Here is a 19,193-nt window from a genome sequence, read left to right as displayed (position 1 = left end):
CGCTTGTTTTGATTCTCAATATCATTTAATAATAAATATCATTACCGAATGAGCGTGGATCATGAGTTCTGTCCTGCATGAGGATCCGTACCTGGAAAGTTGGCGTTGGATGAGTCGTCAGATTCGCTGCGGTCTCGATCCCAATGAGCCGCGCCTGATCGAACATTACCTCAACGAGGGGCGATACCTGGCGTGCTGTACCGCGACCCATCCGTGGACGATCGCCGAAACGTCATTCCGTCTTTTGATCGACACCGCCAGCGACATCGCCTTGCCCTGGCACTGGCGATCCATGTGCCTGGACCAGGCCTGGCGCCCACTGCGCGACCTGGAAAAACTGTCCCACTGTGCCTGCCGCCTCAAGCGCTGGCAGACCTTTGCCTGGCAATTGGCGGCCTGCGAATTGCTGCCGTCTATTTCTCACTCCGACCTGGTGCAAGGATCAAACGATGAGTAACACCCGTATCGAACGCGACAGCATGGGCGAGCTGCAAGTACCCGCCGAGGCCCTGTATGGCGCGCAAACCCAGCGCGCGGTGAACAATTTTCCGATCAGCCATCAACGCATGCCGGCGCAATTCATTCGCGCCCTGATCCTGGCCAAGGCCGCCGCCGCCAAGGTCAACGTCGACCTCAAGCAAATCAGCGAAGGGCAGGGCAAGGCCATCGTTGACGCGGCCCAGGGCCTGCTCGAAGGCAACTTCATGCCGCACTTCCCGGTGGATATCTTCCAGACCGGCTCCGGCACCAGTTCCAACATGAACGCCAACGAGGTGATTGCGACCCTGGCCAGCCGCTTGCTGGGCGAGCCGGTCAACCCCAATGACCACGTGAACTGTGGCCAGAGCAGTAACGACATTATCCCGACCACTATCCACGTCAGCGCCGCCTTGGTGCTGCATGAGCAAACGCTGCCGGCCTTGCTGCATTTGGTACAGGTCATCGAGCAAAAGGCCGAAGAAGTTCACCCGTTCATCAAGACCGGCCGCACGCACCTGATGGACGCCATGCCGGTGCGCATGAGCCAGGTGCTTAATGGTTGGGCGCAACAGCTCAAGGCCAATATCGGCCACTTGCAGGATTTGCTGCCGAGCTTGCAGGCCTTGGCACAGGGTGGCACAGCGGTCGGTACCGGGATCAATGCACACCCGGAATTTGCAGCACGTTTCAGTCAGCAACTGAGCAGCCTGACCGGGGTGAAATTCACCCCAGGCAAAAACCTGTTTGCGCTGATCGGCTCCCAGGACACTGCCGTCGCCGTTTCCGGCCAGTTGAAAGCCACCGCGGTGTCGCTGATGAAAATCGCTAACGACCTGCGCTGGATGAACTCCGGCCCGCTCGCAGGCTTGGGTGAGATCGAACTGGAAGCCTTGCAGCCAGGCTCCTCGATCATGCCGGGCAAGGTCAACCCGGTGATTCCGGAAGCCACCGCCATGGTTGCGGCGCAGGTGATCGGCAATGACACGGTGATCACTGTGGCGGGGCAGTCCGGCAACTTCGAGTTGAACGTGATGCTGCCGATCATCGCCCAGAATCTGCTCAGCAGCCTCGAACTGCTGGCCAATTCCAGCCGCCTGCTGGCCGACAAGGCCATTGCCAGCTTCAAGGTCAACGAAGCCAAGCTTAAGGAAGCGCTGTCGCGCAACCCGATCCTGGTCACCGCACTTAACCCGATCATTGGTTACCAAAAGGCCGCTGAAATCGCCAAGAAGGCCTATCAGCAAGGCCGCCCGGTGATCGATGTCGCCATCGAGCACACCGACTTGCCACGTAGCCAGCTGGAGATCCTGCTGGACCCGGAAAAGCTCACGGCCGGCGGCGTGTAATCACCGACCCTGCTTTGGAGGCTCACCATGGAGCACTGGAAACGCACGATCGAACGGGCCAATCGCTGTTTTATGGCGGGCGAGCTGGTCGACGCTCGCGAAGCCTATCTGCAAGCCCTGGCCCTGGCTCAAGTGTTGTTCGCGCGTTGGGCGGATGCCGACGAAGCAGTGGCGGCCTGCGTTATTTCCCATCACAACCTGGCAGACCTGCATCTACGCCTCAACCAGCCGGAGGAAAGTGCGGAATACCTCTGCGCCATTCACCAGCGGCTGTTGCAGACCATGCAGGACCCGCGTCTGAGCCCGCAACTGCGCGAGGCGGCGCTGCGCCAGAGCAGCAAGACCTATGTCGAACTGTTGAATTTCATCAGCGATCACGGCGAATACCCGCGTACCCATCGCCTGCTGGGTGGTGCTGCGGCGCAACCGATCACTCCACACTACGGAGCACATTGATATGACCTACACCTTGCCTGCCCTGCCTTACGCCTACGATGCCCTGGAACCGCATATCGATGCGCAAACCATGGAGATCCACTACACCAAGCATCACCAGACCTACATCAACAACCTGAACGCTGCGGTCGAAGGCACGGAGTTTGCGGGCTGGCCGGTAGAGAAGTTGGTGTCCAGCGTGCAGCAACTGCCGGAAAAACTGCGTGCTGCCGTGATCAACCAAGGCGGTGGTCATGCGAACCACTCGTTGTTCTGGGCGGTGATGTCGCCAAAGGGCGGCGGCAAACCCGAAGGTGCACTGGGCAAAGCCATCGATGAGCAACTGGGTGGCTTCGACAGTTTCAAAGAGGCCTTCACCAAGGCCGCCTTGACCCGCTTCGGCAGCGGCTGGGCCTGGCTGAGCGTCACCCCACAGAAGACGCTGGTGGTGGAAAGCAGTGGCAACCAGGACAGCCCGTTAATGAGCGGCAACACGCCAATCCTGGGCCTGGACGTGTGGGAGCACGCCTATTACCTGCTGTATCAGAACCGTCGCCCGGAATACATCAACGCCTTCTACAGTGTCATCAACTGGCCGGAAGTCGCCGCACGCTACAAGGCCGCTTTGGCCTGATTTTCACTCTATAACAAGATCTAAGGCCGACTATGGGCACTGAAACACTGGCGATCAGCAGCGGGCGAATGTTTCGTTATGCGTTTGGCTCGCTGTTGCTGTTGGCAGGGACTGCATTGCTGGTGGCCCACGGGCTGTCCTGGCTGAACCTTGAGCCGCGTATTCTGCGCGCCTTGCAGGGCGGGGCGATCTGCGCGCTCGGCACTGCGCTGGGCGCGGTGCCCGTTTTGGTAATACGCCGCATGCCGGTGGCGCTGAGCGATACCTTGCTGGGCTTTGGTGCCGGGGTAATGCTGGCGGCGACTGCGTTTTCGCTGATCGTTCCCGGTATTGCAGCCGCCGAAGGCCTCGGGCTCTCACCTTGGGGCGCCAGTGGGTTGATCAGCTTCGGCATCATGCTCGGCGCGTTCGGGTTGTATCTGGTGGACCGCAAGGTCTCCGGCGCGAGCCCTGAAATGCTGGTGGGTACGCCGGATAAACCGGTGATTCCGCCGCGTATCTGGCTGTTTGTGTTCGCCATCATTGCCCATAACATTCCGGAAGGCATGGCGGTGGGGGTTTCTGCCGGTGGCGGAATGCCGGATGCCGACAGCCTGGCCATGGGCATTGCCCTGCAGGATGTGCCGGAAGGGTTGGTGATCGCGCTGGTGCTGGCAGGGGCGGGCATGTCGCGGGTAAAAGCGTTCTTGATCGGCGCTGCGTCAGGATTGGTCGAGCCAGTATTTGCCGTGCTGTGTGCATGGCTGGTAAGTCTGGCTGAGGTTCTGTTGCCATTGGGGCTTGCGCTGGCGGCGGGGGCTATGTTGCTGGTGGTGACTCACGAAGTGATCCCGGAATCGCGCCGCAACGGTCACGAAAAGCTTGCCAGCCTGGGGTTGTGCATCGGGTTTTGTTTGATGATGGTGATGGATACCGCGCTAGGGTGAGGCCATTGCAGCCTCACACCGCTCTCAAAGGGTGGGTTTACTCACCCTCGTCAAAGTAGTTATTGATCAACTTAACCAGGGCGTCCATCGCTTCCTGCTCTTGTTCGCCTTCCGTCTTCAAGTGAATTTTAGTGCCCTTGCCCGCAGCCAGCATCATCATGGCCATGATGCTTTTACCGTCGACCATGGACTCCGGCGTGCGACCGGCGCGGATCTGGCAAGGGAACTGCCCGGCAACGCCGACGAATTTAGCCGAGGCGCGGGCATGCAAGCCCAGCTTGTTGATGATTTCAATTTCCAGAGCGGGCATCGCGGGGGTGTTCCTTTCAGCTAAGGTCGCGGTGGCGAACCTGGACGTTCTTGAGGGTTTGTTGCAGCACCTGGCCCAGGCGTTCGGTCAGGTAGACGGAGCGATGGTGGCCGCCGGTGCAGCCGATGGCAATGGTGACATAAGCCCGATTACTTGCGGCAAAGCGCGGTAACCATTTGAGCAGGTAGCTGGAGATATCCTGGAACATCTCCTCGACATCCGGTTGCGCCGCCAGGTACTCGGCCACCGGCTGGTCCAAACCGGACTGGTCGCGCAGCTCCGGCTTCCAGTAAGGGTTGGGCAGGCAGCGCACGTCGAACACCAGGTCGGCATCCACCGGCATACCGCGCTTGAACCCGAACGACTCAACCAGGAAGGCCGTGCCTGGCTCCGGCTGGTTCAGCAGGCGCAGCTTGATAGCATCGCGCAACTGATACAGGTTGAGGTCCGTGGTGTTGATCTTGAGATCAGCGAGGTCAATGATCGGCCCTAACAGCGAGGTTTCGTCCTCGATGGCTTCGGCCAGGGAGCGATGCGGGCTGCTGAGGGGGTGACGTCGGCGGGTTTCGGAGAAACGCTTGAGCAGCGTCTCCTCGTCGGCATCCAGGTACAGCACATCGCAATGAATATGCTTGGCGCGTACTTCCTCGAGCAGTTGCGGGAAGCGCTCAAGGTGGCTGGGCAGGTTGCGGGCGTCAATCGAGACGGCCACCAGTGGCTGCGCCAGTTCAGTGTGGATCAGGGCGCGTTCGGCCAACTCCGGCAGCAGGCCCGCCGGCAGGTTGTCGATGCAATAGAAACCGTTGTCCTCAAGGACGTTGAGGGCGGTGCTTTTACCCGAGCCGGAACGGCCGCTCACGATGATCAAACGCATGGTTACTGCCCGCTTTGCTCATCGAGTACAACCTGATATAGCGCCTCGTTGCTGCTGGCGCTGCGCAGTTTGTCGCGTACTTCCTTGCGGTCGAGCATGCTGGCTATCTGCCGAAGCAGTTCCAGGTGCGCATCGGTGGCGGCTTGCGGGACCAGCAGAACGAACAGCAGGTCAACCGGGGCGCCGTCGATGGCGTCGAAATCGATTTTCTCCTGCAGGTGCAATAGCGCACTGACGGGAGACGTGCAGCCTTCAAGGCGGCAGTGAGGAATGGCGATGCCGTTGCCAAAACCGGTGGAGCCCAGTTTTTCACGGTCAATCAGGGCCTTGAACACGACTTGCTCATCCAGCTCAGGCACTTCACGGCTGATCAGGTTGGCGATGTGTTCGAGGGCTTTTTTCTTACTGCCGCCCGGCGCGTTCACGAGGGAACGGCCGGGGGTCAGGATGGTTTCAAGTTGGATCATGGGGGAGAGTTAACGACCTGTACCTTGCATCAGGTGCAGATTCTTTTCCTTATGCTTTAAGAGTTGGCGGTCAAGCTTGTCGGTGAGCAAGTCGATCGATGCATACATGTCTTCATGCTCGGCCTTGGCCTGCACTTCACCACCTGGAATCTGGAGGGTCGCTTCAATTTTCTGCTGAAGCTTGTCGACCTTCATGATGACCTCCGCGTTGGTGATCTTGTCAAAATGGCCCTCAAGCTTCTTCAGCTTCTGCACGACGTAGTCGCGAAGTGGTGGGGTGACTTCCACATGTTGTCCACTGATGTTGACTTGCATACAGCTTCTCCTTCGTTGCCAGTGCATAAAGCGACAGGCAAAAGCGCCTGCCACTGGAACGCTATGGCCCGCCCGTCACATCAAACGCTTACGCTCGCTGGAAGGCGCGATCCCGAGGGACTCGCGGTACTTGGCGACGGTTCGACGGGCGACCTGAATGCCTTGTGCCTCCAGTAAACCAGCGATCTTACTGTCACTCAATGGCTTTTTCTGATTTTCCGCCGCAACCAGTTTTTTGATGATCGCGCGGATCGCCGTGGACGAGCATTCACCGCCTTCGGAGGTGCTGACGTGGCTGGAGAAAAAGTATTTCAGCTCATAAATACCCCGTGGGGTATGCATGAACTTCTGTGTGGTCACGCGGGAAATCGTCGATTCATGCATGCCCACAGCCTCGGCAATGTCATGCAGCACCAGCGGCTTCATCGCCTCGTCGCCATATTCCAGGAAGCCGCGCTGGTGCTCGACGATCTGGGTGGCCACTTTCATCAGGGTTTCGTTGCGACTTTGCAGGCTCTTGATGAACCAGCGCGCTTCCTGCAATTGGTTGCGCATGAAGGTGTTGTCGGCGCTGGTGTCGGCGCGGCGTACAAAGCCTGCGTACTGCGGGTTGACCCGCAGGCGTGGCACCGACTCCTGGTTCAGCTCTACCAGCCAGCGTTCGTTGTCTTTGCGCACAATCACGTCAGGCACGACATATTCGGCTTCGCTGGACTCGATCTGTGAGCCGGGGCGCGGGTTGAGGCTCTGCACCAGCTCGATGACCTGGCGCAGGTCGTCTTCCTTGAGCTTCATGCGGCGCATCAACTGGCTGTAGTCACGGCTGCCCAGCAGGTCGATGTAGTCGGTGACCAGGCGCTGGGCCTCGGCGAGCCACGGGGTCTTGGCCGGTAGTTGGCGCAGTTGCAGCAACAGGCATTCGCTCAAGGTGCGAGCGCCGATGCCGGCAGGCTCGAACTGTTGGATGCGATGCAGGACGGCTTCGATTTCGTCCAGCTCGATGTCCAGTTCCGGGTCGAAGGCTTCCAGAATCTCGTCGAGCGTTTCGTCCAGGTAGCCCTGATTGTTGATGCAGTCGATCAGGGTTACGGCGATCAGGCGATCGGTGTCGGACATCGGCGCCAGGTTCAGTTGCCACAGCAAATGGCTTTGCAGGCTCTCGCCGGCGGACGTGCGGGTGGTGAAGTCCCACTCGTCGTCGTCATTGCTGGGCAGGCTGCTGGCGCTGGTCTGGTAGACGTCTTCCCAGGCGGTATCGACGGGAAGCTCGTTGGGAATACGTTCGTTCCATTCGCCTTCTTCCAGGTTATCCACCGTAGGGGCGGTTTCCTGATAGGACGGTTCCTGCACGTCGGGGTTGGGTTTTTGCTCGATGTTGTCGGCCAGCGGGTCTGCATTATCGAAGTCGTCGCCTTCTTCCTGGCGTTCGAGCATCGGATTGGACTCCAGGGCCTCCTGGATTTCCTGTTGCAGGTCCAGGGTCGACAATTGGAGCAGGCGGATGGCCTGTTGCAGCTGCGGTGTCATCGTCAGCTGCTGGCCCATTCTCAGGACTAGCGATGGTTTCATGGCAGGGGCTTAACACCTTATTCGCCGGCGCAATGCGCCATCCACGACAGGGCGCGTGAGCGCCAAACATAAGCAAATTATATGCCTGATATCAGGGGCTTTGCCTAGAGCGCGGTAACAATAAAAAAACTGAGGTTCTTATTGACTTGCACGCGCCCCTGGCAATGGCCTGATACCACCGTGTTTACAGGCGGAACTCGTGACCCAGGTACACTTCCTTCACCAGTTCATTGGCCAGGATAGTGGCGGAATCACCTTCTGCAATCAGTTGCCCATCGTTGACGATATAGGCGGTTTCGCAGATATCGAGCGTCTCACGCACGTTGTGGTCGGTGATCAATACACCGATGCCCTTGGCCTTGAGGTGATGGATGATCTGCTTGATATCGCCAACCGAGATCGGGTCGACACCGGCAAAAGGTTCGTCCAGCAGGATGAACTTCGGCGCGGTAGCCAGTGCACGGGCGATTTCCACACGGCGACGCTCACCACCGGACAAGCTCATGCCGAGGTTGTCGCGGATGTGGTTGATGTGGAACTCCTGCAGCAGGCTTTCCAGCTCTTTGCGACGGCCGTCACGGTCGAGCTCCTTGCGGGTCTCGAGGATCGCCATGATGTTGTCGGACACCGACAGTTTGCGGAAGATCGACGCCTCCTGGGGAAGATAGCCGATACCCGCGCGTGCACGACCGTGCATCGGCTGGTGGCTTACGTCCAGATCGTCAATCAATACACGGCCCTGATCCGCCTGGACCAGGCCAACAATCATATAGAAGCAGGTGGTCTTGCCGGCGCCGTTAGGGCCGAGCAAGCCGACGATCTGGCCGCTGTCGATCGACAGGCTGACGTCGCGTACGACCTGACGGCTTTTATAAGCTTTGGCCAGATGCTGGGCTTTCAGGGTTGCCATCAGTTCGTCTTCTTCGCAGCGGGTTTAGGCGCAGGGGCGGCAGCGTCTTTCTGCTTCGGCTGGATAACCATGTCGATGCGCGGCTTCGGCGTGCCGATTTTTGTGCCATTGGCTCGACCGGCGGTAGCGATCTGTTTGACGGTGTCGTAGGTGATTTTTTCACCGTCGGTGGTGTTGCCGTCAGTGCTGACAACCCGTGCCTGGTCAATCAGGATAATGCGGTTTTGCTGGGCGTGATACTGAATGGTTTTGCCGTAGCCCTTCATCGGTCCGGTGTCGGCAGCCGACTGCTTCTGTTCGAAGTAAGCCAGGTTGCCCACCGAAGTCACCACGTCGATATCGCCAGCCGGGGTACGAGTCAGCGTTACCGTGTTGCCGGTAATCTTCATCGAGCCCTGGGTGATGATCACGCTACCCGTGTAGGTCGCAACACCTTGCTTGTCATCCAGCTGCGCGTCGTCAGCCTGAATGTGGATCGGCTGCTGGCTATCGTTCGGCAGAGCCCAGGCGCTCACGCTTCCCAGTGCTGCGCCCAGACCGAGCAAAATAGGGAGGGTTTTAACGAGCCTCATACTGTCCTCTTACGTTCGATAGCAGGTGTATCCTGCTTTCTTTCAAATACGCTTTCATTCCCTTGCCAGTCGATACACCGCCAGCGCCGTCAATTCTAACGTCTTGCTCGGTCTGCGCATATTGCTGTTGTGGGAAAACGGTCATGCGACTGCTGGTGATGATGGTGTCACGCTTCTGTTCGTCGGTGCGCGCGACGCGTACCGAGTCGATCAATTCAACCTGGGTGCCGTCCGCATTGACCTCGCCACGTTTGCTGGTGACGTGCCACGGAAAGTCGGTGCCGCGGAACAGGTTCAGGTCCGGGTTGGTCAGCAGGCTGACGTCGGAGGCTTTGACGTGCTCTACCTTATCGGAGGTCATCTCGTATTGGACCTTGCCGTCAGGCATGAACTGCACCGTATAGGCATTGGTGGCGAAATTGTCGATCAGCCCCTCGTCAACCTGCGCTACAGGCTTGTCGAGAAAGCGCTCCGGGCTGATATTCCAGTAGCCCACCGCCAGGAACAGCGCGGCGATGACCCCGAATAACAGGAAGTTGCGAATCTTTTTGCTCAGCATAAAACGCTCTATAAGTAGGCGGCGTGGGCCGCTTCAAGACTGCCCTGGGCACGCAGGATCAATTCGCAGAACTCGCGGGCTGCGCCTTCACCGCCACGTGCGACAGTAATGCCATGGGCGTGTTCACGCACAAATGCCGCCGCATTGGCGACGGCCATGCCCAGGCCCACTCGGCGAATGACCGGCAGGTCAGGCAGATCATCACCCAGGTACGCAACCTGCTCATAGCTTAGGTTGAGTTGGCCAAGAAGCTCGTCCAGAACCACCAGTTTATCCTCACGGCCTTGATACAGGTGAGGAATCCCCAGGTTTTGTGCGCGGCGTTCCACAACCGGTGTCTTTCGACCACTGATAATCGCCGTTTGCACACCGGCGGCCATCAACATTTTGATGCCCTGGCCGTCGAGGGTATTAAAGGTCTTGAATTCGCTGCCATCTTCGAGGAAGTACAGGCGGCCATCGGTCAGCACGCCGTCCACGTCGAAAATCGCCAGTTTGATGTTTTTGCCGCGTTGCAGCAGGTCGCTGGTCATTTACATCACTCCTGCACGCAGCAAGTCGTGCATGTTCAGGGCGCCGATCGGGCGGTCGTCACCATTGACCACCACCAGCGCGCCAATCTTATGGTCTTCCATGATCTTCAGCGCTTCGGCTGCAAGCATCTCGGGGCGGGCGGTCTTGCCGTGGGGCGTCATCACCGCATCGATAGTCGCGGTGTGGATATCGATGGTGCGGTCCAGGGTGCGGCGCAGGTCGCCGTCGGTGAAGACCCCGGCCAGGCGCCCGTCGGCTTCCAGGATCACGGTCATGCCCAGGCCCTTGCGGGTCATTTCCATCAGTGCGTCTTTGAGCAGGGTGCCGCGTTGTACGTGGGGCAGTTCATCGCCCGAGTGCATGACGTTTTCCACTTTGAGCAGCAGGCGACGACCCAGGGCGCCGCCCGGGTGCGAAAACGCGAAGTCTTCAGCGGTAAAACCACGGGCTTCGAGCAACGCCACGGCCAGGGCGTCGCCCATCACCAGGGCCGCGGTGGTGGAGGAGGTCGGTGCCAGGTTGAGCGGGCAGGCTTCGTGGGCCACATGCACGTTCAAATTGACTTCGGCAGCCTTGGCCAGCGTGGATTCCGGGTTGCCGGTGAGGCTGATCATCTTGATGCCCAGGCGCTTGATCAAGGGCAGCAAGGTCACGATTTCGTTGGTGGTGCCGGAGTTCGACAGCGCCAGGATGATGTCATCCTTGGTGATCATGCCCATGTCGCCGTGGCTGGCTTCGGCCGGGTGCACGAAAAACGCCGTGGTCCCAGTGCTGGCCAGGGTGGCGGCGATCTTGTTGCCGACGTGGCCGGATTTGCCCATGCCGACCACCACCACGCGGCCCTTGCTGGCCAGAATCATCTCGCAGGCGCGTACGAAATCTGCGTCGATATGGGCCAGTAAACCTTCTACGGCTTCAAGCTCGAGGCGGATGGTGCGTTGTGCGGATTGAATAAGGTCGCTGGATTGGCTCATGTCTGAAATCGTATAGCCTGACGAAAAGTCGGCGATTATAGCGGTAATGATCAAATCCCTCACGCTAGTTATTCAGCAGGTGCCTGCTATTGATGCTAAGTCAGGTGTTTTCCCTGTCCCGAATCTGAACAAGCGCTGTTCCGGCCTTGGGGGCTCTGTACCAGCAGTGATATAGTTCGCCGCCAGTTCGGTCGGCCCAAGCCATGCCGCTAACTTTTGTGCATCGGTTGCAAACGAAAGTCGCAAGCATGGTGTCTGAGTGAAAGGCTGCATCCCAAGGAGATTAGATGAGTGCCGATAACGCCTACGCGGTCGAGCTGAAGGGCCTTACCTTCAAGCGCGGTTCGCGCAGCATCTTCAATAACGTCGATATTCGCATTCCCCGCGGCAAAGTCACGGGCATCATGGGGCCTTCCGGTTGCGGCAAGACCACTCTGTTGCGCCTGATGGGCATGCAATTGCGGCCCAGCGCCGGCGAAGTGTGGGTCAACGGCCAGAACCTGCCGACCCTGTCGCGCAGCGATCTGTTCGATGCGCGCAAGCATATGGGCGTGCTGTTCCAGAGCGGTGCCCTGTTTACCGACCTCGACGTTTTCGAAAACGTAGCGTTTCCGCTGCGGGTGCATACCCAGCTGTCCGATGAAATGATTCGTGACATTGTGCTGCTCAAATTGCAGGCCGTGGGCCTGCGCGGTGCTATCGACCTGATGCCCGACGAGTTGTCCGGTGGCATGAAGCGCCGAGTTGCGCTGGCGCGAGCGATTGCCCTCGATCCGCAGATTCTCATGTATGACGAGCCGTTCGTAGGCCAGGACCCGATCGCCATGGGCGTGCTGGTGCGCCTGATCCGCCTGCTCAATGATGCGTTGGGGATCACCAGCATCGTGGTCTCCCACGACCTGGCCGAAACCGCGAGCATTGCTGACTACCTTTATGTGGTCGGCGATGGCCAGGTGCTGGGGCAGGGTACGCCTGAAGAGCTGATGAACGCTGACAACCCGCGCATTCGCCAATTCATGACCGGCGATCCCGATGGCCCGGTGCCTTTTCATTTTCCGGCAGCGGACTACCGCTCAGATCTTCTGGGGAAGCGCTGATGCGCAAGACATCTTTAATCGAGAAGGTTCGCCTTTTCGGCCGCTCCGGCATCGACTTGATCGAGGTTCTGGGGCGTTCGACGATTTTCCTGTTTCACGCGCTGCTCGGGCGTGGCGGCATTGGCGGCGGTTTCGGCCTGCTGATCAAGCAGCTGCATTCGGTGGGAGTGATGTCCCTGGTCATCATCGTGGTGTCCGGGATATTCATCGGCATGGTGCTGGCGTTGCAGGGGTTCAATATCCTCTCCAGCTACGGTTCGGAGCAGGCAGTCGGGCAGATGGTTGCCCTGACGCTGCTGCGTGAGCTGGGGCCGGTGGTCACCGCGTTGCTGTTCGCCGGGCGAGCGGGTTCTGCATTGACCGCCGAGATCGGCAACATGAAGTCCACCGAGCAGTTGTCCAGCCTGGAAATGATCGGCGTGGACCCGCTCAAATATATTGTTGCCCCGCGCCTGTGGGCCGGCTTCATATCTCTGCCGCTGCTGGCGATGATTTTCAGCGTGGTGGGCATCTGGGGCGGTTCGTGGGTGGCGGTTGACTGGTTGGGCGTTTATGACGGCTCGTACTGGGGCAACATGCAAAACAGCGTGACCTTCAGCGGCGACGTGCTCAATGGCATCATCAAAAGCATCGTTTTCGCCTTTGTAGTGACCTGGATCGCCGTATTCCAAGGCTATGACTGTGAGCCCACTTCAGAAGGGATCAGTCGCGCCACCACCAAGACCGTTGTGTACGCCTCGCTGGCGGTACTGGGCCTTGACTTCATTTTGACCGCCTTGATGTTTGGAGATTTCTGATGCAAAACCGCACTGTGGAAATCGGTGTCGGCCTTTTCTTGCTGGCTGGCATCCTGGCTTTACTGTTGCTCGCCCTGCGAGTCAGCGGCCTTTCGGCCAGCCCCACCGCCGATACTTATAAACTTTACGCGTACTTCGACAATATCGCCGGTTTGACGGTCAGAGCTAAAGTGACCATGGCCGGTGTAACCATCGGCAAGGTCACGGCAATCGATCTGGATCGCGACAGCTTCACTGGCCGGGTGACCATGCAAGTCGACAAGAAGGTAGATAATCTGCCGACTGACTCCACTGCATCTATCCTCACTGCTGGGCTGCTGGGCGAGAAGTACATCGGCGTCAGCGTGGGTGGGGAAACAGCCCTGCTCAAGGATGGTTCGACAATCCACGACACACAGTCGTCGTTGGTGCTTGAAGACTTGATCGGTAAATTCCTGCTCAATACGGTCAATAAAGACGCCAAATGAGGAACCTGTTCATGATCTCTACCTTGCGACGTGGCCTGCTGGTGCTGCTGGCAGCGCTGCCGTTGATGGCCAACGCGGCGGGTTCTGCGCACGATCTGGTGCAGGACACGACCAACAAGATGCTGGCTGACCTGACTGCCAACAAAGAGCAGTACAAGCAAGACCCCACCAGGTTCTACGAAGCGCTCAACACCATTGTGGGTCCTGTGGTCGATGCCGAGGGCATTTCCCGCAGCATCATGACGGTCAAGTATTCGCGCAAGGCCACGCCTGCGCAGATGCAGACCTTCCAGGAAAACTTCAAGAAGGGCCTGTTCCAGTTCTATGGCAATGCCCTGCTTGAGTACAACAACCAAGGTATTACCGTCGCTCCAGCCGGGGATGAGTCGGGCGACCGCACCAGCGTCAACATGACCGTTAAAGGCAACAACGGCGCGGTTTACCCGGTTCAGTACACGCTGGAGAAGGTCAACGGCGAGTGGAAACTGCGCAACGTGATCATCAACGGCATCAACATCGGCAAGCTGTTCCGCGATCAGTTCGCTGATGCGATGCAGCGTAATGGCAATAACCTGGACAAAACCATCAATGGTTGGGCCGGTGAAGTCGCCAAGGCCAAGGAAGAAACCGACAAACAAGCCGGGAAGCCTGCGCAATGACCGAGTCGGCTGTTCGTCTTGGTGACGCCGGCGAGTTGTTCCTCAGTGGCGTGCTGGATTACCGCACCGGGCCTGACCTGCGCAAGCAGGGCCAGGCGCTGATCAACAGCAGTAATGCGCCTGCGCTGGTGCTTGATTGCTCGGCGGTGACCAAGTCCAGCAGTGTCGGCTTGTCGTTGTTGCTGTGCTTTATGCGTGATGCGCAAGCGGCCAAGAAACCGGTCAGTATCCGCTCAATGCCCGAAGACATGCGTGAAATCGCTGAGGTTTCCGGTATTACCGAGCTGTTGGCGCATCCTTAATACACATTATTAAAGAAGCCCCCCGTCAGAGTCCTGCTATGCGGGGTTCGCAGGCGCGGGGCTTTTTTGTATGATGTGCGACCCGTGCGCACTGGGCGCCGATAGAGGTTGAGCATGCAGGCCTACGAAGTTAAGAGCTTCCTTGAAGAAAAGCTGCCCGAAAGCCTTTCTTCACAAGTGCAGGTAGAAGTTGAAGGCGAAGGCTGCAATTTCCAGCTGAACGTGATTAGCGATGAACTGGCGGCATTGAGCCCGGTCAAGCGTCAACAGCAGATCTATGCCCATTTGAACCCGTGGATCACCGATGGCAGCATCCATGCGGTCACTATGAAATTTTTCAGCCGCGCGGCCTGGGCCGAGCGCCCCTGAGCCCCCAAGGCGTCGAGATTCTTATGGATAAATTGATTATTACCGGTGGTGCCCGCCTTGATGGCGAGATCCGCATTTCCGGTGCAAAAAACTCCGCCTTGCCGATCCTGGCAGCGACCCTGCTGTGCGATGGCCCGGTAACCGTGGCCAACCTGCCGCACCTGCACGACATCACCACCATGATCGAGCTGTTCGGTCGCATGGGTATTGAGCCGGTGATCGACGAGAAGCTGTCTGTCGAAATCGACCCGCGCACCATCAAGACCCTGATCGCTCCGTACGAACTGGTGAAAACCATGCGTGCCTCGATCCTGGTGCTGGGCCCGATGGTTGCCCGTTTCGGCGAAGCTGAAGTCGCACTGCCTGGCGGTTGCGCGATTGGCTCGCGCCCTGTCGACCTGCACATCCGTGGCCTTGAAGCCATGGGCGCGGTCATCGACGTAGAAGGTGGCTATATCAAGGCCAAGGCGCCGGAAGGCGGTTTGCGCGGTGCCAACTTCTTCTTTGATACCGTCAGCGTCACCGGTACCGAGAACATCATGATGGCCGCCGCCCTGGCGAACGGTCGCAGCGTGCTGCAAAACGCTGCGCGCGAGCCGGAAGTGGTCGACCTGGCCAACTTCCTGATCGCCATGGGTGCCAACATCACCGGCGCCGGCACTGACACCATCACTATCGACGGTGTGAAGCGCCTGCACTCGGCCACCTACAAAGTGATGCCGGACCGTATCGAGACCGGCACCTACCTGGTTGCCGCCGCCGTTACCGGTGGCCGCGTCAAGGTCAAGGACACCGATCCGACCATCCTGGAAGCCGTGCTGGAAAAACTCAAGGAAGCCGGTGCTGAAATCACTACCGGTGAAGACTGGATCGAGCTGAACATGCACGGCAAGCGGCCAAAAGCCGTAAACGTGCGTACGGCTCCTTACCCGGCGTTCCCGACCGACATGCAGGCGCAGTTCATTTCCTTGAACGCGATTGCCGAAGGCACAGGCGCCGTGATCGAGACCATCTTCGAAAACCGCTTCATGCACGTGTATGAACTGCACCGCATGGGCGCCAAGATCCAGGTCGAAGGCAACACCGCCATCGTTACCGGCATCGACAAGCTCAAGGGCGCGCCAGTGATGGCGACCGACCTGCGTGCCTCGGCCAGCCTGGTGATTTCGGCGCTGTGCGCGGACGGCGACACCCTGATCGACCGCATTTACCACATCGACCGTGGTTACGAGTGCATCGAAGAAAAACTGCAGATGCTCGGCGCTAAAATCCGCCGCGTACCGGGCTAGTTCCTGAAGCAGCAAACACCGCCACTGGGCTGTGTTTGCTGTTAGCTGAATTTGTTTCAAATCGAGGCTGTAATGGCCTCGATCTGTGTCTGGCGCCGTTTGCGACCGGACAGCAATAGCCTGATGAAGGACTGACGTTTCCCATGTTGACCATCGCACTGTCCAAGGGCCGCATCCTTGACGACACTTTGCCGCTTCTGGCTGAAGCGGGCATCGTGCCGACCGAGAATCCGGACAAGAGCCGCAAGCTGATCATCCCCACGACCCAGGACGATGTACGCCTGCTGATCGTACGGGCTACCGACGTGCCGACCTACGTTGAACATGGCGCCGCCGACCTCGGTGTGGCCGGTAAAGACGTGCTGATGGAATACGGTGGTCAGGGCCTGTACGAGCCGTTGGACCTGCGTATTGCGCTGTGCAAGCTGATGACCGCCGGCCGTGTCGGTGATGTTGAGCCCAAAGGCCGCCTGCGCGTGGCCACCAAGTTCGTCAACGTCGCCAAGCGCTACTACGCCGAGCAAGGCCGTCAGGTCGACATCATCAAGCTCTACGGCTCGATGGAGCTGGCGCCGCTGATCGGCCTGGCCGACAAGATCATCGATGTGGTCGACACCGGCAACACCCTGCGTGCCAACGGCCTCGAACCCCAGGATTTCATTGCTGACATCAGCTCCCGCCTGATCGTCAACAAAGCTTCCATGAAAATGCAGCACGCCCGTATCCAGGCGTTGATCGACACCCTGCGCAAGGCAGTGGAGTCTCGACACCGCGGTTGACTCACCCGCGCGGCCTTAGGCCGCGCCCGTCTATCCGCCTCATAGCCAGAATTCTCAGGTGCCCAAGCGGAAATGACTGCTAGTTTAGGGCGCCTGAGTTTTTGCCAATTCTATTGAGGCCCTCGCTATGACCACGTCCACTGCAATTGCCCGACTCAACGCTGCCGACCCGGATTTCGCCCATCATCTGGATCATCTGCTGAGCTGGGAAAGCGTGTCTGACGACTCGGTCAACCAGCGAGTGCTCGACATTATCAAGGCCGTGCGTGAGCGCGGTGATGCGGCGCTGGTGGATTTCACCCGTCAGTTCGACGGCCTGGACGTGAAGTCCATGGCTGACCTGATCCTGCCCCGTGAACGCCTGGAGCTGGCGCTGACACGCATCACTGCACCCCAGCGCCAAGCCCTGGAAGTGGCGGCGGCGCGGGTGCGCAGCTACCACGAAAAACAGAAACAGGATTCCTGGAGCTACACCGAAGCCGACGGCACCGTGTTGGGCCAAAAGGTCACGCCGCTGGACCGCGCCGGTCTGTACGTGCCCGGCGGCAAGGCCTCGTACCCTTCATCGGTGCTGATGAACGCGATCCCGGCCAAAGTGGCGGGCGTGACCGAAGTGGTCATGGTGGTGCCGACCCCGCGTGGTGAAATCAACGAGCTGGTGCTGGCCGCTGCCTGCATCGCCGGCGTCGACCGTGTGTTCACCATTGGGGGTGCGCAAGCCGTTGCAGCCCTGGCCTACGGTACCGAAAGCGTGCCGAAGGTCGACAAGGTGGTTGGCCCAGGCAACATCTATGTCGCCACCGCCAAGCGCCACGTGTTTGGCCAGGTCGGTATCGACATGATCGCCGGCCCTTCGGAAATCCTCGTGGTGTGCGACGGCCAGACCGACCCGGACTGGATCGCCATGGACCTGTTTTCCCAGGCCGAGCATGACGAAGACGCCCAGGCGATTCTGGTCAGCCCGGACGCCGAGTTCCTCGACAAGGTCGCCGCCAGCATCAATACGCTGCTGCCGACCATGGACCGCGCCGAGATCATCGAGAAGTCGATCAATGGCCGTGGTGCGCTGATTCTGGTGCGTGACATGGAACAGGCCATCGAAGTGGCCAACCGCATTGCGCCGGAGCACTTGGAATTATCTGTAGCCGACCCGCAGGCCTGGCTGCCATCGATCCGCCACGCCGGTGCGATCTTCATGGGTCGCCACACCAGCGAAGCCCTGGGCGACTACTGCGCCGGCCCCAACCACGTGCTGCCGACGTCCGGCACCGCGCGGTTCTCCTCGCCGCTGGGGGTGTATGACTTCCAGAAGCGCTCGTCGATTATCTTCTGCTCGCCACAAGGCGCCTCCGAACTGGGCAAGACTGCCTCGGTGCTGGCCCGTGGTGAATCGCTGAGCGCCCACGCGCGTAGCGCCGAATATCGCATCCTTGAAGAGGGGAAATGAGGCATGAGCAAATTCTGGAGCCCCTTCGTCAAGGACCTCGTGCCTTACGTACCCGGCGAACAACCGAAGCTGACCAAACTGGTCAAGCTCAACACCAATGAAAACCCCTACGGCCCATCGCCCAAGGCGCTGGCGGCGATGCAGGCCGAGTTGAACGACAACCTGCGTTTGTACCCCGACCCCAACAGCGACCTGCTCAAGCAGGCCGTGGCCAAGTACTACGGCGTTGACGCCGGCAAAGTGTTCCTCGGCAACGGCTCCGACGAAGTGCTGGCGCACATCTTTCACGGTTTGTTCCAGCACGATTTGCCACTGCTGTTCCCGGACATCAGCTACAGCTTCTACCCGGTGTACTGCGGACTTTACGGCATCAAGTCCGCCCCGGTGCCGCTGGACGAGCAATTCCAGATCCGCGTGGCCGACTACGCCAAGCCCAACGGCGGGATCATCTTCCCCAACCCGAACGCGCCGACTGGCTGCGTAATGGCGCTGGACGCGGTAGAGCAGATCCTCAAGGCCAGCCCGGATTCGGTGGTGGTGGTGGATGAAGCCTATATCGACTTCGGCGGCGAAACCGCCATCAGCCTGGTGGATCGCTACCCGAACCTGCTGGTGACCCAGACCCTGTCCAAATCGCGCTCACTGGCCGGTTTGCGTGTGGGCCTGGCCGTGGGCCACCCGGACCTGATCGAAGCGCTGGAGCGAGTCAAGAACAGCTTCAACTCCTACCCGCTGGATCGCCTGGCGATTGTCGGGGCGGCGGCGGCGTTTGAGGACCGTGAATATTTCGAGAAGACCTGCAAGCAGGTGATCGACAGCCGCAACACGGTGGTCGCGCAATTGGAGGGCAAGGGTTTTGAAGTGTTGCCTTCTGCGGCCAACTTCATCTTTGCCCGTCACCCACGGCACGACGCCGCGGGTTTGGCCGCAAAGCTGCGTGAGCAAGGGGTGATTGTGCGGCACTTCAAGCAGGAGCGGATTGCCCAGTTCCTGCGGATCAGCATCGGTACGCCGGAGCAGAACCAGGCGCTGATCGATGGCCTTGGCGAGCTCTAAGCCACACTGAAGATAAAAAAATGTGG

The 19,193-nt window shown here is 59.3% G+C and carries 25 protein-coding genes; 15 read left to right on the top strand and 10 right to left on the bottom strand.

The window, feature by feature from the left end:
• Positions 1-61: 61 nt before the first annotated feature.
• From ASE80_RS11635 to ASE80_RS11615, 5 genes are read left to right on the top strand one after another with little or no spacing between them, the layout of a single operon-like run.
• The gene (locus tag ASE80_RS11635) at positions 62-457 is read left to right on the top strand and encodes a hypothetical protein (RefSeq protein WP_056859031.1); all 396 of its coding nucleotides are present in this window, start codon (positions 62-64) and stop codon (positions 455-457) included.
• On the top strand, positions 450-1,826 hold the full coding sequence (locus tag ASE80_RS11630) for a class II fumarate hydratase (RefSeq protein ID WP_056859030.1): 1,377 nt from the start codon (positions 450-452) through the stop codon (positions 1,824-1,826). The genes ASE80_RS11635 and ASE80_RS11630 overlap by 8 nt, the downstream gene beginning before the upstream one ends.
• Positions 1,827-1,853: 27 nt before the next feature.
• A complete protein-coding gene (locus tag ASE80_RS11625) occupies positions 1,854-2,282 on the top strand; it encodes a hypothetical protein (protein ID WP_056859029.1) in 429 nt (142 codons plus the stop codon).
• 1 nt (position 2,283) lies between these two features.
• On the top strand, positions 2,284-2,895 hold the full coding sequence (locus ASE80_RS11620; protein WP_056859028.1) for a superoxide dismutase: 612 nt from the start codon (positions 2,284-2,286) through the stop codon (positions 2,893-2,895).
• Between the two features lie 32 nt (positions 2,896-2,927).
• On the top strand, positions 2,928-3,821 hold the full coding sequence (locus tag ASE80_RS11615) for a ZIP family metal transporter (protein ID WP_056859027.1): 894 nt from the start codon (positions 2,928-2,930) through the stop codon (positions 3,819-3,821).
• Positions 3,822-3,858: 37 nt separating this feature from the next.
• On the opposite strand, the gene ASE80_RS11610 is transcribed toward ASE80_RS11615, so the two are convergent.
• From ASE80_RS11610 to ASE80_RS11565, 10 genes are all read right to left on the bottom strand, one after another.
• A complete protein-coding gene (locus tag ASE80_RS11610) occupies positions 3,859-4,131 on the bottom strand; it encodes an HPr family phosphocarrier protein (RefSeq protein ID WP_017138240.1) in 273 nt (90 codons plus the stop codon).
• Between the two features lie 16 nt (positions 4,132-4,147).
• Positions 4,148-5,005, bottom strand: a complete 858-nt coding sequence (gene rapZ / locus ASE80_RS11605; RefSeq protein WP_056859026.1) for an RNase adapter RapZ — start codon at positions 5,003-5,005, stop codon at positions 4,148-4,150.
• A gap of 2 nt (positions 5,006-5,007) precedes the next feature.
• On the bottom strand, positions 5,008-5,472 hold the full coding sequence (ptsN, locus tag ASE80_RS11600) for a PTS IIA-like nitrogen regulatory protein PtsN (protein ID WP_056859025.1): 465 nt from the start codon (positions 5,470-5,472) through the stop codon (positions 5,008-5,010).
• Positions 5,473-5,481: 9 nt separating this feature from the next.
• Entirely contained in the window at positions 5,482-5,787 is a 306-nt protein-coding gene (gene hpf, locus ASE80_RS11595) for a ribosome hibernation-promoting factor, HPF/YfiA family (protein WP_056859024.1), read from the bottom strand.
• A gap of 75 nt (positions 5,788-5,862) precedes the next feature.
• Entirely contained in the window at positions 5,863-7,356 is a 1,494-nt protein-coding gene (locus tag ASE80_RS11590) for an RNA polymerase factor sigma-54 (protein WP_017138236.1), read from the bottom strand.
• Positions 7,357-7,540: 184 nt separating this feature from the next.
• Entirely contained in the window at positions 7,541-8,266 is a 726-nt protein-coding gene (gene lptB, locus ASE80_RS11585; protein ID WP_016974288.1) for an LPS export ABC transporter ATP-binding protein, read from the bottom strand.
• Positions 8,266-8,838 carry a lipopolysaccharide transport periplasmic protein LptA gene (gene lptA, locus ASE80_RS11580; protein WP_056859023.1) on the bottom strand — a complete coding sequence of 191 codons (573 nt, stop codon included), beginning with the start codon at positions 8,836-8,838 and terminating at the stop codon, positions 8,266-8,268. Before lptA ends, lptB begins: the two co-directional genes overlap by 1 nt.
• Positions 8,825-9,397, bottom strand: coding sequence for an LPS export ABC transporter periplasmic protein LptC (gene lptC / locus ASE80_RS11575; protein ID WP_056859022.1), 573 nt, complete (start codon positions 9,395-9,397; stop codon positions 8,825-8,827). Before lptC ends, lptA begins: the two co-directional genes overlap by 14 nt.
• Before the next feature lie 8 nt (positions 9,398-9,405).
• A complete protein-coding gene (locus ASE80_RS11570) occupies positions 9,406-9,930 on the bottom strand; it encodes a KdsC family phosphatase (protein WP_056859021.1) in 525 nt (174 codons plus the stop codon).
• A complete protein-coding gene (locus tag ASE80_RS11565) occupies positions 9,931-10,905 on the bottom strand; it encodes a KpsF/GutQ family sugar-phosphate isomerase (protein WP_056859020.1) in 975 nt (324 codons plus the stop codon).
• A 287-nt stretch (positions 10,906-11,192) separates the two neighbouring features.
• Between ASE80_RS11565 and ASE80_RS11560 the strand changes: the two genes are divergently transcribed.
• The 10 genes from ASE80_RS11560 (at position 11,193) to hisC (ending at position 19,167) form a co-directional block, all read left to right on the top strand.
• On the top strand, positions 11,193-12,002 hold the full coding sequence (locus ASE80_RS11560) for an ATP-binding cassette domain-containing protein (protein WP_005784851.1): 810 nt from the start codon (positions 11,193-11,195) through the stop codon (positions 12,000-12,002).
• Positions 12,002-12,799 (top strand): lipid asymmetry maintenance ABC transporter permease subunit MlaE, encoded by a 798-nt coding sequence (gene mlaE / locus ASE80_RS11555; RefSeq protein WP_056859019.1) that lies wholly within the window; start codon positions 12,002-12,004, stop codon positions 12,797-12,799. Before ASE80_RS11560 ends, mlaE begins: the two co-directional genes overlap by 1 nt.
• Complete coding sequence (gene mlaD, locus ASE80_RS11550; protein ID WP_005784855.1) at positions 12,799-13,266, top strand: outer membrane lipid asymmetry maintenance protein MlaD; 468 nt, start codon at positions 12,799-12,801, stop codon at positions 13,264-13,266. The genes mlaE and mlaD overlap by 1 nt, the downstream gene beginning before the upstream one ends.
• An 11-nt stretch (positions 13,267-13,277) precedes the next feature.
• Positions 13,278-13,925 (top strand): MlaC/ttg2D family ABC transporter substrate-binding protein, encoded by a 648-nt coding sequence (locus ASE80_RS11545; RefSeq protein ID WP_056859018.1) that lies wholly within the window; start codon positions 13,278-13,280, stop codon positions 13,923-13,925.
• Positions 13,922-14,227: an STAS domain-containing protein gene (locus tag ASE80_RS11540; RefSeq protein ID WP_056859017.1), complete on the top strand. Its 306-nt coding sequence runs from the start codon at positions 13,922-13,924 to the stop codon at positions 14,225-14,227. Before ASE80_RS11545 ends, ASE80_RS11540 begins: the two co-directional genes overlap by 4 nt.
• 114 nt (positions 14,228-14,341) lie before the next feature.
• On the top strand, positions 14,342-14,596 hold the full coding sequence (locus tag ASE80_RS11535) for a BolA family protein (RefSeq protein ID WP_056859016.1): 255 nt from the start codon (positions 14,342-14,344) through the stop codon (positions 14,594-14,596).
• A gap of 23 nt (positions 14,597-14,619) precedes the next feature.
• The gene (gene murA / locus ASE80_RS11530) at positions 14,620-15,885 is read left to right on the top strand and encodes a UDP-N-acetylglucosamine 1-carboxyvinyltransferase (RefSeq protein WP_017138227.1); all 1,266 of its coding nucleotides are present in this window, start codon (positions 14,620-14,622) and stop codon (positions 15,883-15,885) included.
• Between the two features lie 143 nt (positions 15,886-16,028).
• The gene (gene hisG / locus ASE80_RS11525; protein ID WP_003188599.1) at positions 16,029-16,664 is read left to right on the top strand and encodes an ATP phosphoribosyltransferase; all 636 of its coding nucleotides are present in this window, start codon (positions 16,029-16,031) and stop codon (positions 16,662-16,664) included.
• A gap of 127 nt (positions 16,665-16,791) precedes the next feature.
• Positions 16,792-18,111 carry a histidinol dehydrogenase gene (hisD, locus tag ASE80_RS11520; RefSeq protein WP_056859015.1) on the top strand — a complete coding sequence of 440 codons (1,320 nt, stop codon included), beginning with the start codon at positions 16,792-16,794 and terminating at the stop codon, positions 18,109-18,111.
• A gap of 3 nt (positions 18,112-18,114) precedes the next feature.
• Positions 18,115-19,167: a histidinol-phosphate transaminase gene (gene hisC, locus ASE80_RS11515; protein WP_056859014.1), complete on the top strand. Its 1,053-nt coding sequence runs from the start codon at positions 18,115-18,117 to the stop codon at positions 19,165-19,167.
• Positions 19,168-19,193 lie beyond the last annotated feature (26 nt).

The organism is Pseudomonas sp. Leaf15 (assembly GCF_001421425.1).
GTDB classification, from domain to species: domain Bacteria; phylum Pseudomonadota; class Gammaproteobacteria; order Pseudomonadales; family Pseudomonadaceae; genus Aquipseudomonas; species Aquipseudomonas salomonii.
The sequence above is the reverse complement of the archived record's forward strand: the minus strand, read 5'-3'. Positions and strand labels throughout refer to the sequence as shown.

Bases quoted from the DNA above. Each gene is read 5' to 3' on its own strand.
- hisD (WP_056859015.1), top strand. From the start codon at position 16,792: ATGACCACGTCCACTGCAATTGCCCGACTCAACGCTGCCGACCCGGAT.
- ASE80_RS11615 (WP_056859027.1), top strand. From the start codon at position 2,928: ATGGGCACTGAAACACTGGCGATCAGCAGCGGGCGAATGTTTCGTTAT.
- ASE80_RS11535 (WP_056859016.1), top strand. From the start codon at position 14,342: ATGCAGGCCTACGAAGTTAAGAGCTTCCTTGAAGAAAAGCTGCCCGAA.
- ASE80_RS11570 (WP_056859021.1), bottom strand. From the start codon at position 9,930: ATGACCAGCGACCTGCTGCAACGCGGCAAAAACATCAAACTGGCGATT.
- ASE80_RS11590 (WP_017138236.1), bottom strand. From the start codon at position 7,356: ATGAAACCATCGCTAGTCCTGAGAATGGGCCAGCAGCTGACGATGACA.
- mlaE (WP_056859019.1), top strand. From the start codon at position 12,002: ATGCGCAAGACATCTTTAATCGAGAAGGTTCGCCTTTTCGGCCGCTCC.
- lptC (WP_056859022.1), bottom strand. From the start codon at position 9,397: ATGCTGAGCAAAAAGATTCGCAACTTCCTGTTATTCGGGGTCATCGCC.
- mlaD (WP_005784855.1), top strand. From the start codon at position 12,799: ATGCAAAACCGCACTGTGGAAATCGGTGTCGGCCTTTTCTTGCTGGCT.
- lptB (WP_016974288.1), bottom strand. From the start codon at position 8,266: ATGGCAACCCTGAAAGCCCAGCATCTGGCCAAAGCTTATAAAAGCCGT.
- ASE80_RS11620 (WP_056859028.1), top strand. From the start codon at position 2,284: ATGACCTACACCTTGCCTGCCCTGCCTTACGCCTACGATGCCCTGGAA.
- ASE80_RS11560 (WP_005784851.1), top strand. From the start codon at position 11,193: ATGAGTGCCGATAACGCCTACGCGGTCGAGCTGAAGGGCCTTACCTTC.
- murA (WP_017138227.1), top strand. From the start codon at position 14,620: ATGGATAAATTGATTATTACCGGTGGTGCCCGCCTTGATGGCGAGATC.
- hisG (WP_003188599.1), top strand. From the start codon at position 16,029: ATGTTGACCATCGCACTGTCCAAGGGCCGCATCCTTGACGACACTTTG.
- ASE80_RS11565 (WP_056859020.1), bottom strand. From the start codon at position 10,905: ATGAGCCAATCCAGCGACCTTATTCAATCCGCACAACGCACCATCCGC.
- ASE80_RS11545 (WP_056859018.1), top strand. From the start codon at position 13,278: ATGATCTCTACCTTGCGACGTGGCCTGCTGGTGCTGCTGGCAGCGCTG.
- ASE80_RS11625 (WP_056859029.1), top strand. From the start codon at position 1,854: ATGGAGCACTGGAAACGCACGATCGAACGGGCCAATCGCTGTTTTATG.
- ASE80_RS11610 (WP_017138240.1), bottom strand. From the start codon at position 4,131: ATGCCCGCTCTGGAAATTGAAATCATCAACAAGCTGGGCTTGCATGCC.
- ASE80_RS11635 (WP_056859031.1), top strand. From the start codon at position 62: ATGAGTTCTGTCCTGCATGAGGATCCGTACCTGGAAAGTTGGCGTTGG.
- rapZ (WP_056859026.1), bottom strand. From the start codon at position 5,005: ATGCGTTTGATCATCGTGAGCGGCCGTTCCGGCTCGGGTAAAAGCACC.
- ASE80_RS11540 (WP_056859017.1), top strand. From the start codon at position 13,922: ATGACCGAGTCGGCTGTTCGTCTTGGTGACGCCGGCGAGTTGTTCCTC.
- hisC (WP_056859014.1), top strand. From the start codon at position 18,115: ATGAGCAAATTCTGGAGCCCCTTCGTCAAGGACCTCGTGCCTTACGTA.
- hpf (WP_056859024.1), bottom strand. From the start codon at position 5,787: ATGCAAGTCAACATCAGTGGACAACATGTGGAAGTCACCCCACCACTT.
- lptA (WP_056859023.1), bottom strand. From the start codon at position 8,838: ATGAGGCTCGTTAAAACCCTCCCTATTTTGCTCGGTCTGGGCGCAGCA.
- ASE80_RS11630 (WP_056859030.1), top strand. From the start codon at position 450: ATGAGTAACACCCGTATCGAACGCGACAGCATGGGCGAGCTGCAAGTA.
- ptsN (WP_056859025.1), bottom strand. From the start codon at position 5,472: ATGATCCAACTTGAAACCATCCTGACCCCCGGCCGTTCCCTCGTGAAC.